At 60.9% G+C, this 18,117-nt stretch carries 15 protein-coding genes; all 15 read left to right on the top strand.

Annotated elements, in window-relative coordinates; all coding sequences use genetic code 11:
* Nucleotides 1–86 precede the first annotated feature (86 nt).
* Nucleotides 87–1,607 carry an acyl-CoA carboxylase subunit beta gene (locus AB7828_RS15330; RefSeq protein WP_441230502.1) on the top strand — a complete coding sequence of 507 codons (1,521 nt, stop codon included), beginning with the start codon at nt 87–89 and terminating at the stop codon, nt 1,605–1,607.
* Nucleotides 1,608–1,615: 8 nt separating this feature from the next.
* Complete coding sequence (locus AB7828_RS15325; protein ID WP_441230501.1) at nt 1,616–3,631, top strand: acetyl-CoA carboxylase biotin carboxylase subunit; 2,016 nt, start codon at nt 1,616–1,618, stop codon at nt 3,629–3,631.
* Nucleotides 3,628–5,490, top strand: a complete 1,863-nt coding sequence (locus AB7828_RS15320; protein WP_441230500.1) for a methylmalonyl-CoA mutase family protein — start codon at nt 3,628–3,630, stop codon at nt 5,488–5,490. The genes AB7828_RS15325 and AB7828_RS15320 overlap by 4 nt, the downstream gene beginning before the upstream one ends.
* 58 nt (nt 5,491–5,548) lie before the next feature.
* The gene (scpA, locus tag AB7828_RS15315) at nt 5,549–7,702 is read left to right on the top strand and encodes a methylmalonyl-CoA mutase (protein ID WP_441230499.1); all 2,154 of its coding nucleotides are present in this window, start codon (nt 5,549–5,551) and stop codon (nt 7,700–7,702) included.
* 235 nt (nt 7,703–7,937) lie between these two features.
* Nucleotides 7,938–8,282, top strand: coding sequence for a VOC family protein (locus AB7828_RS15310; RefSeq protein WP_441230498.1), 345 nt, complete (start codon nt 7,938–7,940; stop codon nt 8,280–8,282).
* Between the two features lie 95 nt (nt 8,283–8,377).
* Nucleotides 8,378–8,908, top strand: coding sequence for a flavin reductase family protein (locus AB7828_RS15305; RefSeq protein ID WP_441230497.1), 531 nt, complete (start codon nt 8,378–8,380; stop codon nt 8,906–8,908).
* A gap of 206 nt (nt 8,909–9,114) precedes the next feature.
* Nucleotides 9,115–9,984, top strand: a complete 870-nt coding sequence (locus AB7828_RS15300) for a branched-chain amino acid ABC transporter permease (protein WP_120286767.1) — start codon at nt 9,115–9,117, stop codon at nt 9,982–9,984.
* Entirely contained in the window at nt 9,968–11,011 is a 1,044-nt protein-coding gene (locus AB7828_RS15295) for a branched-chain amino acid ABC transporter permease (protein WP_441230496.1), read from the top strand. Before AB7828_RS15300 ends, AB7828_RS15295 begins: the two co-directional genes overlap by 17 nt.
* Nucleotides 10,995–11,720 (top strand): ABC transporter ATP-binding protein, encoded by a 726-nt coding sequence (locus tag AB7828_RS15290; protein WP_120286703.1) that lies wholly within the window; start codon nt 10,995–10,997, stop codon nt 11,718–11,720. The genes AB7828_RS15295 and AB7828_RS15290 overlap by 17 nt, the downstream gene beginning before the upstream one ends.
* Nucleotides 11,713–12,432, top strand: coding sequence for an ABC transporter ATP-binding protein (locus AB7828_RS15285; protein ID WP_441230495.1), 720 nt, complete (start codon nt 11,713–11,715; stop codon nt 12,430–12,432). Before AB7828_RS15290 ends, AB7828_RS15285 begins: the two co-directional genes overlap by 8 nt.
* Before the next feature lie 114 nt (nt 12,433–12,546).
* On the top strand, nt 12,547–13,311 hold the full coding sequence (locus AB7828_RS15280) for an enoyl-CoA hydratase/isomerase family protein (protein ID WP_120286705.1): 765 nt from the start codon (nt 12,547–12,549) through the stop codon (nt 13,309–13,311).
* Nucleotides 13,312–13,353: 42 nt separating this feature from the next.
* Nucleotides 13,354–14,100: a creatininase family protein gene (locus AB7828_RS15275; protein ID WP_439068609.1), complete on the top strand. Its 747-nt coding sequence runs from the start codon at nt 13,354–13,356 to the stop codon at nt 14,098–14,100.
* Nucleotides 14,101–14,205: 105 nt separating this feature from the next.
* Nucleotides 14,206–15,336: an LLM class flavin-dependent oxidoreductase gene (locus AB7828_RS15270; protein WP_120286707.1), complete on the top strand. Its 1,131-nt coding sequence runs from the start codon at nt 14,206–14,208 to the stop codon at nt 15,334–15,336.
* Nucleotides 15,337–15,352: 16 nt separating this feature from the next.
* Nucleotides 15,353–16,132: an enoyl-CoA hydratase-related protein gene (locus tag AB7828_RS15265; protein WP_120286708.1), complete on the top strand. Its 780-nt coding sequence runs from the start codon at nt 15,353–15,355 to the stop codon at nt 16,130–16,132.
* Between the two features lies 1 nt (nt 16,133).
* Complete coding sequence (locus tag AB7828_RS15260) at nt 16,134–18,002, top strand: AMP-binding protein (protein ID WP_120286709.1); 1,869 nt, start codon at nt 16,134–16,136, stop codon at nt 18,000–18,002.
* Nucleotides 18,003–18,117 lie beyond the last annotated feature (115 nt).

The raw sequence follows: 18,117 nt of genomic DNA, 5'->3' as shown, positions 1-18,117 counted from the left end.
TCTGTTCCTGACGTTCTCGCTGAAGTAGTGCGGCACGCTCAGATCTTGCAAACCGGAACAGCGTGGAGCGGCGATTGACGACGACCATGGAATCACTCGCAGCGCGCCGTGCCGGCGCCAAGCTCGGCGGCGGCGAGAAGCGCATCGAGTCGCAACACAGCAAGGGCAAGCTGACCGCCCGCGAGCGCATTGAGCTTTTGCTCGACAAGGGGTCGTTCGAGGAATTCGACATGTTCGTCGAACACCGCTCCGTGGAATTTGGCATGGAAAAGTCCAGGATTCCCGGCGACGGCGTCGTCACCGGCTGGGGCACCGTGAACGGCCGCAAGACCTTCGTCTTCGCCAAGGATTTCACCGTGTTCGGTGGCTCGCTGTCCGAGACCCACGCGCTCAAGATCACCAAGCTGCAGGATATGGCGATGAAGGCGCGGGCGCCGATCATCGGTCTCTATGACGCCGGTGGCGCGCGCATCCAGGAGGGTGTCGCGGCGCTCGCGGGTTACTCCTACGTGTTCCGCCGCAACGTCCAGGCGTCCGGCGTGATCCCGCAGATCTCGGTCATCATGGGACCCTGCGCCGGTGGTGACGTCTATTCGCCGGCCATGACCGACTTCATCTTCATGGTGAAAAACACCAGCTACATGTTCGTCACCGGCCCCGACGTGGTGAAGACCGTCACCAACGAAGTCGTCACCGCCGAAGAACTCGGCGGCGCCAGCGTGCACGCCACGAAATCCTCGATCGCCGACGGCGCGTTCGAGAACGACGTCGAGACGCTGTTGCAGATGCGCCGGCTGATCGACTTCCTGCCGGCCAACAACACCGAAGGCGTGCCGGAATGGCCGAGCTTCGACGATATCGAGCGTACCGACCTGTCGCTGGACACGCTGATCCCCGACAATCCGAACAAGCCCTACGACATGAAGGAGCTGATCCTGAAGGTCGTAGACGAGGGCGATTTCTTCGAGATCGCCGAGACCTTTGCCAAGAACATCGTCACCGGTTTTGGCCGCATCGCCGGCAAGACCGTCGGCTTCGTCGCCAACCAGCCGATGGTGCTGGCCGGCGTGCTCGACAGTGACGCCTCGCGCAAGGCCGCGCGCTTCGTGCGCTTCTGCGACGCCTTCAACATCCCGATCGTCACCTTCGTGGACGTGCCGGGCTTCCTGCCGGGCACCGCGCAGGAATATGGCGGCCTCATCAAGCACGGCGCCAAGCTGCTGTTCGCCTACAGCCAGTGCACCGTCCTCCTGGTGACCGTGATCACCCGCAAGGCCTATGGCGGTGCCTTCGACGTGATGGCCTCGAAGGAAATCGGTGCCGACATGAACTATGCCTGGCCGACGGCGCAGATCGCCGTCATGGGCGCCAAGGGCGCGGTGGAGATCATCTTCCGCCAGGACATCGGCGACGCCGACAAGATCGCCGCGCGCACCAAGGAATATGAAGACCGCTTCCTGTCGCCGTTTGTGGCCGCCGAACGCGGCTATATCGACGACGTGATCATGCCGCACTCCACCCGCAAGCGCATCGCCCGTGCGCTGGCGATGCTGAAGGACAAGCATCTCGAAGTGCCGATGAAGAAGCACGACAACATGCCGTTGTGAGGCCACAAGTGTTCAAGAAGATTCTGATCGCCAATCGCGGCGAGATCGCCTGCCGGGTCATCAAGTCCGCCCGCAAGATGGGTATCAAGACCGTCGCCGTCTATTCTGAAGCCGATCGCGATGCGCTGCATGTCGAGATGGCCGACGAGGCCGTGTTCATCGGACCTCCAGCCGCGGCCGAGAGCTATCTCCTGATCGAGAAGATCGTCGAGGCCTGCAAGCAGGCCGGCGCCGAAGCGGTGCATCCCGGCTACGGCTTCTTGTCCGAGCGAGAAGCCTTCCCACGCGCGCTGGAGGCCGCCGGTATCGTGTTCATCGGCCCCAATCCCGGCGCCATCGCCGCCATGGGCGACAAGATTGAATCCAAGAAGGCGGCAGCCAAGGCCAACGTCTCCACCGTGCCGGGCTATCTCGGCGTCATCGAGGATGACAAGCATGCTGTGAAGATCGCCGACGAGATCGGCTATCCCGTGATGATCAAGGCGTCCGCTGGCGGCGGCGGCAAGGGCATGCGCATCGCGCATTCGACTTCGGAAGTGGTCGAGGGTTTCAACCTCGCCAAGGCCGAGGCGAAGTCGTCGTTCGGCGACGACCGTGTCTTCATCGAGAAGTTTATCGTCGATCCCCGTCACATCGAAATCCAGGTGCTCGGCGACAAGCACGGCAACGTGATCTATCTCGGCGAGCGCGAATGCTCGATCCAGCGCCGCAACCAGAAGGTCATCGAGGAGGCGCCGTCGCCGCTGCTCGACGAGACCACCCGTCGCAAGATGGGCGAGCAGGCCGTGGCGCTGGCCAAGGCCGTGAATTACGACTCCGCTGGCACCGTGGAATTCGTCGCCGGTCAGGACAAGAGCTTCTACTTCCTCGAAATGAATACCCGTCTGCAGGTCGAACATCCCGTGACCGAACTGGTCACAGGCGTCGACCTCGTCGAGCAGATGATCCGTGTCGCTGCCGGCGAGAAGCTGCAGCTTGCGCAGAAGGACGTCACGCTGACCGGCTGGGCCGTGGAGTCTCGCGTCTATGCGGAAGATCCGTTCCGCAACTTCCTGCCGTCGATCGGTCGTCTCGTGAAATATCGTCCGCCGGCCGAGAGCAAGTCCGACAACATCACCGTGCGCAACGACACCGGCGTACAGGAGGGCGGCGAGATCTCGATCTATTACGATCCGATGATCGCCAAGCTTGTCACCCACGCCCCGTCGCGCGCCGCCGCCATCGAGGCGCAGTCTCATGCGCTCGACGCCTTCTATATCGACGGTATCAGACACAACATTCCGTTCCTGTCGGCGCTGATGAGCCATCCGCGCTGGCGCGAGGGCAATCTCTCCACCGGCTTCATCGCTGAGGAATTCCCGAAAGGCTTCGCCGCCAGGGCGCCGGAGGGCGAAGTCGCCCGCCGTATCGCCGCGGTGGCCGCGGCCGTCGACTCCATCTACGGCGAACGCAAGCGGCAGATTTCCGGCCAGTTGATCGGCCGTCCGGTGACCCGTGCGGGTCGCCGCGCCGTGTGGCTGGAGCGCGAGGAGATCGCGCTCGACGTGGCCCGTGACGGCGATGTCGTGACGGTGGCCTTCGTCGGTGCTGACGGCAAGACGGGTGTGCCGCATAAGCTCTCGTCGTCCTGGAAGCCGGGCGTGCCGGTCTGGGAAGGCACCATCGACGGACACAACGTGGCCATGCAGGTGCGCCCTCAGACGTCGGGCATCCGCATCGCGCATCAGGGTTATGAAGTCGCGGTCAATGTCTTCACCGAAGCGGAGGCTACCGCTGCGCGCCTGATGCCGGTGGGCGTCAAGGCCGACACCGGCAAGAAGCTGCTGTGCCCGATGCCGGGCCTCGTGGTCTCGATTGCCGTGACCGAAGGTCAGGACGTCAAGGCCGGCGAGACCCTCGCCGTTGTGGAGGCGATGAAGATGCAGAACGTGCTTCGCGCCGAACGCGACGGCACCGTCAAGAAAATCCATGCCGCTGCTGGCGCAACGCTGGCGGTGGATGCGCTCATTCTTGAATTTGCATGAACTATCGTGACGATAGATTTATGCGCCCGGAATGGGCCCACTTCGACGCTGCCCAGTGGCGCAAGCTGGTGGATGGCGTGCTCAAAGGTGCACCGTTTGAGAAGCTGATCGGCAAGACCTATAACGGCATTGCCACCCATCCGCTCTATGAACGTGCGGCCGATGCGCAATCGATCGCCGGCCGCCCCGCTGCCGCACCATGGCAGATCATGCAGCGGATCGATCATCCCGATGCCGCCGCGTCGAACGGGCAGGCGCTGCACGATCTCGAAAACGGCGCCACCGGCCTCGCATTGGTGCTTGAAGGAGCCATTGGCGCCCGCGGCTTCGGCCTGCCGGCCAACCAGGACAGCATCTCGACTTTGCTCAACGGCATCTATCCCGATGCCGGCGTTGGCTTCGAACTTCATGCCGGCCCGCAATTGCGCATGGCAGCGACCTGGCTCGCCGACGCCATCAAGGTCCAGGGCTTCGATCCAAAAAAGTGCGACATCCGTTTCGGCCTCGATCCCATCGGCGCCTGCGCGGTGTGGGGCGCGGGCGTCCACGACCGCGACGAGATCGCCCCTGCTGTCACCGATGTGGTGAGGAAGCTCGACGATGACGGTTTTAGGGGCCCGTTCATGGTCGCCGATGGCCGCGTCATCCATGATGCCGGCGGCTCGGAGGTACAGGAACTCGCTTATACATTGGCGGTGATGCTGGCCTATCTGCGCAAGCTCGACGGAGCCGGCTTTGCGCTGGAGATGGCGCGGCGCATGGTCTATGCGCACCTTGCCTCTGATGCCGACCAGTTTCTAACGATGGCAAAATTTCGCTCTCTGCGCTTGTTGTGGGCGCGTATCGAGGAAGGTTGTGGCGTGAGGCCGAAGCCGCTCTTTATTGCCGCAGAAACCGCATGGCGCATGATGACCCAGCGCGATTCCGCGGTGAACATGCTGCGCGCCACCATGGCGACATTCTCCGCCGGGCTTGCTGGCGCCAACTCGGTTTGCGTGCTGCCTCATACGCTCGCGCTCGGCCTGCCGGATTCCGGCGCCCGCCGCATCGCGCGCAACACGCAGCTGATCCTGCTGGAAGAGGCCAATCTCGCCAAGGTCACCGATCCTGCCGCTGGTGCTGGCGGCATCGAAACGCTGACACGCGAATTCTGCGACGCCGCATGGGCGCTGTTCCAAGAGATCGAGAAAGCCGGCGGCGCCTTCGCCGCTCTTAGCGCCAATCTGATTCAGTCGAAGGTCGCAGTTACCGGCGCCGCGCGCCAAGCCGCTGTCGGCAAGCGCAGCGATGTCCTGACCGGCACTAGCGAGTTCCCCAATCTGCACGAAACCCGCGCTGCGGTGCTGAAGGCCAGGCCGATCTTCGCGAGACGCCGTGACGACAACGAGATCAAGTTTCCGCCGCTGGAGCCGATCCGCCTTGCCGAACCGTTCGAGGCGCTGCGCGACAAATCCGATCAGCTGCTCGCCCACAACGGTGTGCGGCCGCAGGTGTTTCTCGCCAATCTCGGCACGTCCGCCGATTTCACCGCACGCGCGAGCTTCGCCAAGAGCTTCTTCGAAACCGGGGGCATCGAGGCTGTCCATGGCGAGGGCTTCGCCGATCCCGCAGCCTTAGCTAACGCATTCAAGGCGACGGGGGCGGCAATCGCTTGTCTGTGCTCCTCGGACAAGCAATATCCCGTTCATGCCGCGGCGGCGGCGAACGTGCTACAGGCGGCGGGTGCTCGCCATATCTATCTCGCCGGTAACCCCGGGGATCTTGAGGCCGAGCTGCGTGCAGCTGGCGTGCAGGACTTCATCTTTGCCGGCAAGGATGCACTCGGCGTTCTAGCCCACGCCTTCGGTGAGGTGACATGATATCGGCCAATATCATCGATCACGTTGGCACCCACCCCTTCAATCACGAAGGCTGGACATGACCAGGATTCCGAATTTCGCCGATATCGCTTTCGCCCCAACCGCAACCCCGGTCTTTGCCGGCACAGCCGAACCGTGGCTGACGCCAGAAGGCATCCTGGTGAAGCCCGGTTACAGCGAAGCCGACGTCAAGGGCATCGATTTCCGCGACACCTATCCCGGCATCGTGCCATTCCTGCGCGGCCCCTACCCGACCATGTATGTCAACCAGCCCTGGACGATCCGGCAATATGCCGGGTTCTCCACCGCGGAAGATTCCAACGCCTTCTATCGCCGCAATCTCGCCGCCGGCCAGAAGGGTCTCTCGGTCGCCTTCGATCTCGCCACCCATCGCGGCTATGACAGTGATCATCCGCGCGTGTCGGGCGACGTCGGCATGGCTGGCGTGGCGATCGACTCGATCTATGACATGCGCACGCTGTTCGCCGGCATTCCACTCGACCAGATGAGCGTGTCGATGACCATGAACGGCGCGGTGCTGCCGATCCTCGCGCTCTATGTCGCTGCCGCCGAAGAACAGGGCGTGCCGCCGGAGAAGCTCACGGGCACCATTCAGAATGACATTCTGAAAGAGTTCATGGTGCGCAACACCTATATCTACCCGCCGACGCCCTCGATGCGGATCATCTCCGACATCTTCGCCTACACCTCACAGAAGATGCCCAAGTACAATTCGATTTCGATCTCCGGCTATCACATGCAGGAGGCCGGTGCGACGCAGGACCTTGAACTCGCCTACACGCTGGCCGACGGCGTCGAATATCTGCGCGCGGGTCTCGCCGCCGGCATCGACGTCGACCGCTTTGCGCCGCGGCTGTCGTTCTTCTGGGCGATCGGCATGAACTTCTTCATGGAAGTCGCCAAGATGCGCGCCGCACGCCTCTTGTGGGCGAAGCTGCTGACGCAGTTCAATCCGAAGGATCCGAAGTCGCTGTCGCTGCGCACCCATTGCCAGACCTCCGGCTGGTCGCTGACCGCGCAGGACGTCTATAACAACGTGATGCGCACCACCATCGAGGCGATGGCGGCGACGCAGGGCCACACCCAGTCGCTGCACACCAATGCGCTCGACGAGGCGCTCGCCTTGCCGACCGATTTTTCGGCGCGCATCGCCCGCAACACGCAGCTGTTCCTGCAGCAGGAAACCGGCACCAACCGCATCATCGATCCATGGGGCGGCTCCTATTACGTCGAACGCCTGACCCACGATCTCGCGACCAAGGCCTGGGCGCACATCCAGGAAGTGGAAGAGCTCGGCGGCATGGCCAAGGCCATCGAGGCCGGCGTGCCAAAGCTGCGCATCGAGGAAGCCTCGGCGAAGACCCAGGCGCGCATCGATGCCGGCCGTCAGGCGGTGATCGGCGTCAACAAATACAAGCCGGAGAATGAAGAAGCGCTCGACGTGCTCAAGGTCGACAACTCCAATGTCCGCCGGCTGCAGATCGACAAATTGAAGAGGCTTCGCGGCGAGCGCAGCCAGGCCGATGTCGATGCCGCGCTGGCGGCGCTGACGCGCTCGGCAAAGGACGGCAATGGCAACCTGCTGGCGCTGGCCATCGACGCCGCCCGCGCCAAGGCCACCGTCGGCGAAATTTCCGATGCGATGGAGAAGGTGTTCGGCCGCCACCGCGCCGAGATCAAATCCATCACCGGTGTCTACAAGCGCGAGGCGTCCACCATGAACGACAAGGTCCAGAAGGTTCAGGCGCTGATCGACGCCTTCGAGGACGCCGAGGGTCGCCGCCCGCGCATTCTCGTCGCCAAAATTGGTCAGGACGGCCACGACCGCGGCCAGAAGGTGATCGCCTCGGCCTTCGCCGATGTCGGCTTCGACGTCGATATCGGGCCGCTATTCGCCACCGCCGACGAAGCCGCGCGGCAGGCCGTCGAGAATGACGTACATATCCTCGGCCTCTCCTCGCTGGCCGCAGCCCATCTCACCGCGGTGCCGGAGCTGAAGGCCGCACTCAAGAAGCAGGGCCGCGAAGACATCATGATCATCATCGGCGGCGTCGTCCCGCCACAGGATTACGACGAACTCTACAAGGCCGGCGCCGAGGCGATCTTCCCGCCGGGCACGGTGATCTCGGAAGCGGCGGAAGAGCTGATCCACAAGCTCAATGCACGGCTGGGATACCTTGTTGTCTCCTGATTTCTGCCGCGTTGAAGACAGCCTGATGCCACGCCGCCGGTGCGCGGACGAAGAAGGTTTGTAACATCGCAAAGGGCAAGCGCAGGCCCGAATTTCCCGCATGGCGCCGCGGCAGCATAAAATGCTTATGAACGACATGCGACACGCGCTGTTCAAGCATTAATGCTGGACGGCCAGGGTGACTATCCATCGACGATCGCATTGCAGGGGGCATCGATCGAAATGGATTTCGAACGTGAAACTCAAGCAAGTTTATCTCACAGTGGCCGACCCAGAGCGTCTGGCCTCGTTCTACGAAGGCCTGGGTCTGAAGGTGCGCTTTGCGGACCCGGGAAAGTGGATTCAATTCGTGAGCGATCCCGCGGCTTTCTGTGTCGCCAGCCCAGCTGAATCGGTATCGGATCAACTGCAAGATGCCGTTCTGGTGTTTGATGTCGACAATCTGGAAGCTGCGATAGAGAGCGCCGTAGCAGGTGGTGCTCAAGTTGAGGCAATTCGCGACATGGCCAGCCACGGCCGTGCGGTGAAGGTGCGCGACCCGAGCGGCAACGTTATCCAGTTCTACCAGGCGATCAAATAGATCACACGCTCAGTAGATAAGACGGCGGATACCAACGCCGGTCACCATCGACGATATCGGGGCGCATCTTTTACATGAATCTAAGAGTATCACCTATGCAAGCGCCAGCAGCCTCAGCTTCCGATCCGTCATCCTTCGATCCTGCTGAGTTCCGCGTCGCCATGCGCAACGTGCCGGGCGCTGTTTCGATTGTCACGACAGGCCGCATGCCTCATCGGCACGGCCTGACACTGACCGCGGGCTGTTCTTTATCCACCGAGCCGCCGAGTGTGCTGGTCTGCGTCAATCGCTCTGCAGGGGCGCATGACACGATAGAAAGCAACGGCTCGTTCTGCTGGAATATTCTGGGCATCGAACATCTCGGCTTGGCTCTGACCTTTTCTGGTCAGGATGGAAGCAAAGGCGATATCCGCTTCGCCGACGGCCTTTGGTGCGATCTGAAAACCGGAGCGCCAAGTCTGATCGACGCGATCTGTAGCTTCGATTGCCGGGTCGTGAATGCACACAGCTCCGGCAGCCATACCATCTTCACCGGCGAGGTCGTGGCTCAAACCACGAGAAAAGGCGGTGAACCGCTCGTCTATGTCGATGGATATTTCGCCGCGCCGAAGGCGCTTCCGAAATAAGCCGAGCATCTACGCAGTACCGATTTGGATACAACCAGAATGGAGCCGATTGATATGCCAGGAAAGTGTAGCGTTCCAATCGAGGTCAGTCGTGATCTTTCCGATCAGGCATGTCTGGAAATGCGTCGGCCGTGCGAGGCGCGCCGTCATCGACGAAGCGATCGCGCTGCAAGCCGCTTCACCCGCCTGCCAGCGGGGGTGTGCTGATGTTGTCGCTTTGGCTCAATGTTCTTGCGAGCGGGGTACTTATCGGCCTGGTTTACGGGCTCGTGGCACTTGGCCTCACCATTATCTTCGGCGTCATGCGCGTGGTGAATTTTGCGCATGGAGAAATGGTGGTGTTCGGGGTGTATATCGGATACTGGACCGTCCGCATCTGGGACATTCCGATCATTGCGGCCGCTGCGATCGCCGCAGTGATAATGTTCTTGTTCGGATATCTCCTGGAAGCATTGGTCGTGAAGCGGTTCGTCAATCGACCGCACCACTATCAATTCATTGTCTTCATCGGCCTGTCGCTCCTCTTCAGCGGCGTACTGCTGGTCTCGTTTGGTCCTGATCCGCGGCCGACGGCCTCCCAGCTATCGTTCCAGACCGTTGCGGTGGGGCCGCTGACGCTGGATTGGGCGCGGATCCAGGCCGCCCTTACAGCCGGCGTTCTGATCGCTGCTCTTAGCGCCTATCTGAAATATTCTGCATTCGGCCGATCGCTTCGGGCTGCTGCAAATAATCGCTTGGGCGGGTTGGTCGTCGGCCTCAATATTCCGCGCGTGTATGCCGTGACCTTTGGTATCGGCTCCGCTTGCGCCGGAGTCGCCGGTGCGCTGATTTCACCGTTGTTCGATGCACAGCCTTATCTCGCGGTCGACTTTACTCTTCTGGCCTTTGTGACAGTGATTGTCGGTGGTCTCGGCAGTTTTGGGGGCGCTCTTTTGGGGGGTCTCACGATCGGAGTGGCCGAAGCGGTCGCGGCGTTGATGTTCACGCCGTCGATGAAGACGGCACTCCCTTACGCGCTCTTGATCATCATTTTAATTCTCCGTCCGAGGGGTTTTTTCGGTGCAAAAGAAGTTTGATCAAACCAGCGACCCGAAGCGATGGGGGGCCGGCGTTCTGGTTTTCGCCATCCTTGCGATGGTGGGTAGTATATCAAATGCCTACATCATTTCGCTCCTCACGGTCGTCCTGTTGTTTGCGTTTATGGGACAGTCCTGGAATCTCATGCTCGGGATCGGCGGGCAGTTATCCATCGGTCACGCGCTGTTTGTCGGGATCGGCGCATATAGCGTGGCGATCCTGAACATCAAATACGGCATCACACCGTGGATCGGGTTGATCCTGGGAGCGGCCATTGCCGGTCTTATCGGTGCTGTGCTCGCATGGCTCAGCTTCCGTTTCGAGGTCCGCGGCATCTATTTCGCGCTGCTTACGATCGCTGCCGCTGAATTCGCTCGGATCATGTTCGGCGGATGGGACTATGTAGGAGGGATGCAGGGCCTTTTCTTTCAGGCACCGACGGGTTCGATGGACCTCGCCATGCTCCGAGGCGACACGCGGTTCTATTACTTTGTCGCTCTTACCCTCGCTGCCATCGGCGTGGCGGGGACGGAAATGATCTCGCGGTCCTATCTAGGTTACGTCTGGCGCGCGATGAGGGACGACGACGACGCGGCGCGCGCGCTCGGCGTTCAGACCTTTCGTCACAAGATTTTGGTGATTTCGATCTCAGCCGCAACGGCGGCGATCGGCGGTGGCGTGCTAGGGCTCGTGCAGGGGGCGATCTTTCCGGACTCGATCATGGGTATGGGCATCTCCGTCGATGTGCTCATCGGCCCGGTGGTGGGCGGACTGGGCACGGCCTTTGGTCCGCTGGTCGGTTCGATGGCTGCCATACCGCTTCACCATGCCATGGGTGCTCTTGGGGACAGTTTCGGCATTCCGGGATTGAACAGCATCGCGTACGGGGCCGTGCTGATCCTTGTTGTTTGGTTTCTGCCTGACGGTATCTGGCCCGCGGTAGTTCGCCTTTATGGCGCGATCCAACTGCCGGCGCGTGTTCGGATATTGAAATTGCAGGAGGTCGAGAATGACCGCGCTGCTTGAAGTGAAAAACCTGACCAAATCCTTCCAGGGATTGGTTGCCGTCAATGACGTTAGCTTCGCGCTGGCGCCGGGCCGCATCACCGCGCTGATCGGGCCGAATGGCGCGGGCAAGACCACATGCTTCAATCTCGTTGCCGGTGCGCTGAGCCCGACCCGCGGACAGGTTCTGTTTGAGGGGCGTTCGATCGAACGGACGCCACCCGAGACGGTCTGTCGCATGGGCGTAGCGCGGACGTTTCAAATCGTCCGGCCAATGAAGGACATGTCGGTGCTGGAGAATGCCATGGTGGGGGCCTTCAGCTGGACGACGAGTGTCAAGGAGGCGCGGGCCAAGGCCTACGAGTCGCTCGAAAGCGTCGGCCTTGCCGGCAAGGCGAATGCGCGCACCGATCAATTGACGCTGCCTGATCGCAAAATGCTGGAAATGGCCAAAGCGTTGTCGACGCGCCCCAGATTGCTGCTGCTTGACGAAGTGATGGCAGGTCTGCGGCCGACCGAGGCGGCCGGCGTGGTCGGCGTGCTGCAAAAGCTCGCGGAGAGTGGGCTGACGATTTTGCTGGTCGAGCATGTGATGCGGATCGTTATGGAAGTAGCCTCGACGGTGGTGGTGCTGCATCACGGCGCCAAGATTGCGGAGGGCAAGCCGTCGGACGTGGTGGCCGACCCGCGGGTGCTCGAAAGTTATCTGGGGGCCGGTTTCCATGCTTGACGATGCTCTTCTCGCCATCGACGACCTGTGCGCCGCCTATGACGGTTCCAATGCCCTGAACGGCGTGTCGCTCCGGATTAGCAAGGGTGAGCTGATCTGCGTGGTCGGAGCCAATGGCGCCGGCAAGACTTCCCTTATCCGCTCGATTGCAGGAATCGTCCCGTCATCGGGTGGATCCGTGAGGATGAAGGGGGTCGATATCACGCGGCTGCCGCCCTGGGAGATCTGCGAAATGGGCATCGCCCAGGTCGCCGAAGGCCGCCAGATCTTCAGCGCGCTTTCCGTCGAGGACAATCTGCTCATCGGCGGCGCGCTGAAGCGGGCACGAGACGACCAGATGGGTACGCTCGAATTCGTCTATCAGTTGTTCGAGCGGCTTCGTGAGCGCCGCCGCCAATTGGCCGGTACCCTGTCCGGAGGCGAGCAGCAAATGCTGGCGATCGGCAGAGCCATTATGTCGAAGCCGGAAGTCGTGATGTTCGACGAGCCGTCGATCGGTCTATCACCGGCGCTCACCGACGTGATGTTCGGGGTGGTCAAATCGCTCAATGACCAGGGCATCACCGTTCTTCTGGTGGAGCAGAATGTTGCGAAATCGCTGGCATTGAGCAGCCGCGGCTATGTTCTGGAGAACGGGTCCGTGGTGCTTCACGGATCGAGCAAAGAACTGCTCGAAAATCCCGATATCCAGCGCGCTTATCTGGGGATGTGAGCGCGCGCCGAATTGACGAGACCTTTATGCAGCACGAGCAGGCATGCGTCGTGGCTGCATCAATCAACTTCCTGTCGGCGGCAGCTCCTGCCGTATCCTGCCGAGGATCTTCTCATGATCTCTGATGCGTCCCTTCTGATCGAGCGCGATGGTGACCTGGTCACGATCACCATGAACAGGCCACCGGCTAATGCGTTGAATTCCCGGCTCATCGCCCTGTTGCTGGACGCGATCGAGTGCTTTGCGGCGGAGGAGCAGCCTCCCGGAATCGTGCTGACCGGAAGCGGCAGTCGCTTCTTCAGCGCCGGCGGAGACATCAAGGAGGTGGTGGGGCTGGAGGTCGCAAGGCCGCGCATCCGGCTCTTCCACCAATTGCTCGTGACGATGGAGAGCTATCCGGGCCCGATTGTCTGCGCCGTTCGCGGCTATGCGGTCGGAGGTGCTTTGGAGTTCCTGCTGCATGCGGACCACGTGGTTGCCGATGAAGCGTGCAAGGTCGGCTTCCCCGAAATCAATCACGGCCTCCTGCCCGTGACCAAGGGCATGCGCCGGGCCGTCGAAAAACTCGGCGTGCGGGCGGCCCAAGAGTTGCTGTATTGGGGCGACTTCATCGACGCGGCGCGGGCCAAAGCGATCGGAGCGATCAACGAAGTCGTTCGGACCGAGGAGGTGGCGCCGCGTGCGACGGAGGTCTGCCGAGCATTGCGGCAGAAGGATCGCAAGCTGTTCGATGTCATCAAGCGATCGCTCAACCGCACAGCTTTGTTGGACGATCGGGCGCTTGAGGACATGACCGTCGCCGACCTCGAGGCCTATGTCACTGCCGAAAGTTCGGCCGAGGCCCGCGCGCGGTTTCTGTCCAAGAACAGCAAAGGCTGAGCGATGGCGCGGGGATATCCCAGTGAAATCCATCTGGAGCAGATGAGTTTCGAGGACGTCGGCGCTGCGCTGGCGCAGGGGTACACGGCGGTGATGATCCCGCTAGGCGCCATCGAGCAACATGGGCCGCATCTGGCACTCAGCATGGATGCGGATCATGCCGACGCCTTGGGCGAGCGCGTCGCGCGAGGCCGAGGCAAGACCTTGGTGGCGCCGACCATCAAGGTCGGCTGTTCGGCTCATCATTTGCCGTTTCCGGGTACCCTGTCGCTTCGCCCGGAAACGCTTGAGGCGATCTGCACGGACTATTGCACAAGTCTTGCTGGGCATGGCTTCAAGCGGCTGCTGATCTTCTCCGGTCATATCGGTAACTTTCCCGTCATCAAGGGAATGCTCGATCGGCTGCGCGCATCGGTGCCGCCGGATGTCGAGATTGTCGCGTTCACTGACTCGACGCTCTGGATCGACACTTGGCGTCATGCGGTGGGGGCTGCAGGCGGAGATCCTCTCGCCGTCGGCGGACATGCCGACATCGCCGAAACCTCGTTGATGATGGCGATCCGCCCGGACAGCGTGAGGCAGGACCGGTTCGAAGCCGGACATCTTGGTGCCTTGACGCAGGTGCAACTCGAATTGATGTGGAAGAACGGAGTTCGGTCGATTTCTCAAAACGGCATCATCGGAAGCCCGATCGGCGCGAGCCGCGACATTGGTGAGGCGTGTCTTGCCGCGATCGCAGATCTGCTCGTCGATACGTTCAAGGAGCAGGAGAGATCAACCGGCTCCTGACGGCATAAAATTTGGAAAGACTTGCGGCATGCTGCAGCTTTCGAACGAAAATGTCGCTCCGCCTATGAAACTCTGAGCCATCTCGAAATCTAAAAGGATCTAGAAATGGCACTAACGTTTGGGTTCTGGTCTGAACAGGAAACCCAGGTCGGCCACAGCTACTCGCGCAGACTCCACGAGCTGGTGGATGAAGTGCTTCTGGCAGAAAAGGTTGGCTTCGATTGCGTCGCGCTTTCGGAGCAGCATGTCGCCCTGGGCGGTATATCGAGCTCTGCGCCCGAGGTCGTATTCGGCTATCTCGCCGCCGTGACCTCCCGGGTCAAGTTGCGCGCGGCGGTGACGCTGATGCCCCAGCGCATCAACCATGCCTTGCGTTCTGCCGAGCGCCTTGCGGTGACGGACATCCTCTCGAATGGCCGCATGGAATTCTACGGAGGCCGCGCCAATACAACTATCGCGATGCGGGCGTTCAACGTCGATCCGAACGAAACGTTGGCACAGATGGAAGAGGGCCTGGCGCTTCTGAAGAAGTCGATGCGCGAGGACATCTTCACCTTCGAAGGAAAGTACTACCAGATCCCGCCGCGTCAGCTGGTTCCAAAGCCGCTGCAGAAGCCGCATCCGGTCATCGGCATCGCCGCGACCAGCGAGCGCAGCCATGTCTGGGCGGCGTCCGAGGGCTTCGCTGTGATGAGCAGTAACATCTATCAGGGCTGGGAGGTCCAGCAGAAGCTGATCGACACTTACCGGTCCAACTGGAAGCGCGACGAGGAAGGACCGCTGCAACGCCCCCGCATCGGCATTCCGCTGTTCATCGGTATCGGTAAGACTGACGAGCAGGCCAAGGCCGATTACGCCGGACCGCTCATGCATTATGCGAAAATCTCGACTGATGCCTATCCGCGTCTCGCCAAGATCGCTGATGACTACAAGTATATGAGCGAAAGCATTCCTTCCATGGAGCGCGCGGCGAACGACTGGGACTATCTGGTCAACGAGTCGGCCACGACGGTTTGCGGCAGCCCCGACACGATCATCCGCCAGCTCGAGAAATTCGAGGCCATGGGTGTCGATGAAATCCTGCTGCACATGGACTCGGTGCCGCATGAAAAGATCATGGAAGCGATCGACATGGTCGGCCGCTTTGTCATTCCGCATTTCAACGACCGAAACAATGTGGTGCGGCCTACCGAGGAAATTCTCGGGAAGATCCGTCTGATGCGGCCACAGAACTAATCGAAAGGAAAAATCGATGTCGAAATACGACTACAAGTATCTCATCGTTGAGAAGCGTGCCACCGGCGTTGCGATCGTAACGATGAACCGGCCGGAGATTCTCAATGCGATTAACTGGGATATGCATGAGGAGCTGGAAGACGTTTTCGTCAAGCTGGACCACGACAAGGCCGTCAATGCCATCGTTCTGACGGGCGCGGGACGTGGATTTTGCTCGGGAGGCGACCAAAAGTCGCTCGATAAAGGCGTGCTTCCGTCGCCGACCCGCAGCGGACGCCATCTCATTCGCAACATGCTCGAAGTGGAAGTTCCGATCGTGGCGGCCGTCAACGGCGTTGCTGTGGGTCTTGGTGCCACGCTCGCTCTGTTCTGTGACGTGATCTATGCGAGCCCGAGCGCGCGATTTGCCGATACGCACGTTAATGCCGGTGTGGTCGCCGGCGATGGCGGCGCCATCATGTGGCCACTTCTTATGGGGCCGGTGCGGGCCAAGCATTACCTGATGACCGGCGAATTCATCTCGGCCGAGAAAGCAGCGGCCATCGGTATGATCAACGAGGTGATTGCGGACAAGAACGTTCTCGACGTCGCGATCGAATATGCCGAGATGCTTGCCAGCGGCCCGAAAGAGTCGATCGTGTGGACGAAATACAGCGTCAACAAGATTATCAAGCAGTATACTCATCTGTTGCTCGACACCTCGGCGGCGCTCGAGATGTTGACCTTCGCGTCGCCTGAGCGGGCTGAAGCAGTTGCTGCGTTCGCAGCAAAACGTAAGCGTTTCGCGGAGCGATGAGATGAATCTCGCTGCGGTCACTTCCGGCGCTCAGCTGGCCGACTCGACGGTTGCGCAGCTGTTCGCTGCGCGGCTTGCGGAGCGGCCCGGCAAGACTGCCTATCACCAAAAACGTCACGGAGCATGGGCGGGCGTGACATGGGGCGTCTATGCGCAGCGCGTGGTCAATCTTGCCAACGCTCTGCAACGCGCTGGATTGCAGCGCGGCGACCGGGTCGCGATCATGGGCGATTCGTCGCAGGAATGGTTGATCGCGGACATGGCGATCATGTGCGCCGGTGGCATCATGGTCGGAGTCTACTTCACTTCTTCGCCTGAAGAGGTTGCCTACTACTTCAGCGATTCCGGAGCCAAGTTCGTATTCGTGGGCGGTGAGCAGCAGCTGCGTGTGGTGCTGGCCTCCGGCGAAGCTGAACGGTTCAGCCGCATCATTGTCCTCGACCCAGAATGGAAGGGCCAACCAGGCGCTTCGGCCCAAACCATGGCGGACTTTGTAGGAGCGGAAAACGTCGAGCCCGCCGCATATCTTCAGAAGGAGAGCGCGGCGGCCAAGACCTCAGATCTGGTTAGCATCGGATACACATCCGGGACCACCGGAAATCCGAAGGGCGCGATGCTAACCCATCTCTCCATTCTCGCTGGCGCCCATTGCGTCACCTTGTTCGGGCCGAGCATGCGTAACGATGAGCATCGCGTGGTGGTGCACTTGCCGATGTCGCATACTGTGGCGCGCGGACAGGCAACGGTACTGCCGCTCGTTGCCAATGTCGTTCCCTATTTTGGCGAGACGACTGCGGATTTCGCTCAGACGATCAAGGAAGTGAAGCCGACGTATTATATGGCGCCTCCGCGCTTCTATCAGCGGTTCGCGACCCAGATCCTTAGCAAGGCGCATGCTGCAACGGAGACGAGAGTTCAGCGATACGCTCTCGCCATGACCATCGCGCGTAAGGCCCTGGATGACCGACAGACCGGAGGCGCGCTCGATGCCTTCGTCTCCAAACTCTTCTCCACCTGCCGCGAGCAGGTGTTCCTGCCTCTTCTCGCGGAGGTCGGCTTCGACGAGCTAAAGGTCGCATTCACGTCGTCCGCAGCGATGCCGTCCGAACTGATGTCGCTTTGGCAGCTATGGGGACTGCAGCTGAAGGAATGCTACGGACAAACCGAATTGGTCGGCGCCAATCTAGTCCAGATGGCCGAGTGGCCCCATTCTGGCAACGTAGGTGTTCCCTTGCCGGACGCTGCCTGGGAGACAGCGGTGTTGGAGGACGGGGAGATGATCGTGCGCGGGCCGGGTCTTTTCGCCGGCTATTGGAATAAGCCTGACGAGACCGAGTCGGCGCTGCGCGATGGCTGGCTCTACACCGGCGATATCGTCGAAGTGTCCCCCGAGGGTGTATTCAAGCTGGTCGACCGGAAAAAGGAGATCATCAACACCTCGAACGGAAAATCAATCAGTCCGACTCAGATCGAGAACGAGATTCGGCATAGCTCGTTCATCTCCGAAGCGGCGGTGATCGGCGAGGGACGGAAGTATCTCACCGCACTGATCGAGGTAGATGCGACCGCGACTATGGACTGGGCGAAGTTGCGCGATCCTAAGATCGTAGAATACTCAGATCTTGCAAAGTCCGAAATCGTTAACCGCTTGATCGAGGCGGAGATTGGCAAGGCGAACGGAAGGCTGGCGCGCGCTGAGCAAATCAAGGCCTTCCGCATCCTACCGGAGGAGCTGTCACCAGAGAACGGAGTGATGACTCCGACACGCAAGAAACGCCGCAAGCAATTGCATGAGCGATATCAGTCCCTGATCAATTCCCTCTATGACGAAACCGAAGAAAATCTGATCAGGGCTGAAATGGGTCTTTAACGTCAACGCCGGCCAAGCGTGGATGCGTCGATGCCCCCCAAGACTAGGCGGCGTCGACGATATGAAGGTGTCGGTGTCGAAGAACTTCAAGCCCAGTACGCCCTCGAGTCGGGCA

This window comes from Tardiphaga sp. 215_C5_N2_1 (assembly GCF_052076055.1).
GTDB classification, from domain to species: Bacteria; Pseudomonadota; Alphaproteobacteria; order Rhizobiales; family Xanthobacteraceae; genus Tardiphaga; species Tardiphaga robiniae.
Note: the sequence above shows the minus strand (reverse complement) of the source record. Positions and strands in the feature narration are given on the sequence as shown.

Excerpts from the sequence above, each read along its gene's own strand:
- AB7828_RS15330 (WP_441230502.1), top strand. The coding sequence starts at position 87 with ATGGAATCACTCGCAGCGCGCCGTGCCGGCGCCAAGCTCGGCGGCGGC.
- AB7828_RS15320 (WP_441230500.1), top strand. The coding sequence starts at position 3,628 with ATGAACTATCGTGACGATAGATTTATGCGCCCGGAATGGGCCCACTTC.
- scpA (WP_441230499.1), top strand. The coding sequence starts at position 5,549 with ATGACCAGGATTCCGAATTTCGCCGATATCGCTTTCGCCCCAACCGCA.
- AB7828_RS15305 (WP_441230497.1), top strand. The coding sequence starts at position 8,378 with ATGCAAGCGCCAGCAGCCTCAGCTTCCGATCCGTCATCCTTCGATCCT.
- AB7828_RS15300 (WP_120286767.1), top strand. The coding sequence starts at position 9,115 with ATGTTGTCGCTTTGGCTCAATGTTCTTGCGAGCGGGGTACTTATCGGC.
- AB7828_RS15290 (WP_120286703.1), top strand. The coding sequence starts at position 10,995 with ATGACCGCGCTGCTTGAAGTGAAAAACCTGACCAAATCCTTCCAGGGA.
- AB7828_RS15285 (WP_441230495.1), top strand. The coding sequence starts at position 11,713 with ATGCTTGACGATGCTCTTCTCGCCATCGACGACCTGTGCGCCGCCTAT.
- AB7828_RS15280 (WP_120286705.1), top strand. The coding sequence starts at position 12,547 with ATGATCTCTGATGCGTCCCTTCTGATCGAGCGCGATGGTGACCTGGTC.
- AB7828_RS15275 (WP_439068609.1), top strand. The coding sequence starts at position 13,354 with ATGAGTTTCGAGGACGTCGGCGCTGCGCTGGCGCAGGGGTACACGGCG.
- AB7828_RS15270 (WP_120286707.1), top strand. The coding sequence starts at position 14,206 with ATGGCACTAACGTTTGGGTTCTGGTCTGAACAGGAAACCCAGGTCGGC.
- AB7828_RS15265 (WP_120286708.1), top strand. The coding sequence starts at position 15,353 with ATGTCGAAATACGACTACAAGTATCTCATCGTTGAGAAGCGTGCCACC.
- AB7828_RS15260 (WP_120286709.1), top strand. The coding sequence starts at position 16,134 with ATGAATCTCGCTGCGGTCACTTCCGGCGCTCAGCTGGCCGACTCGACG.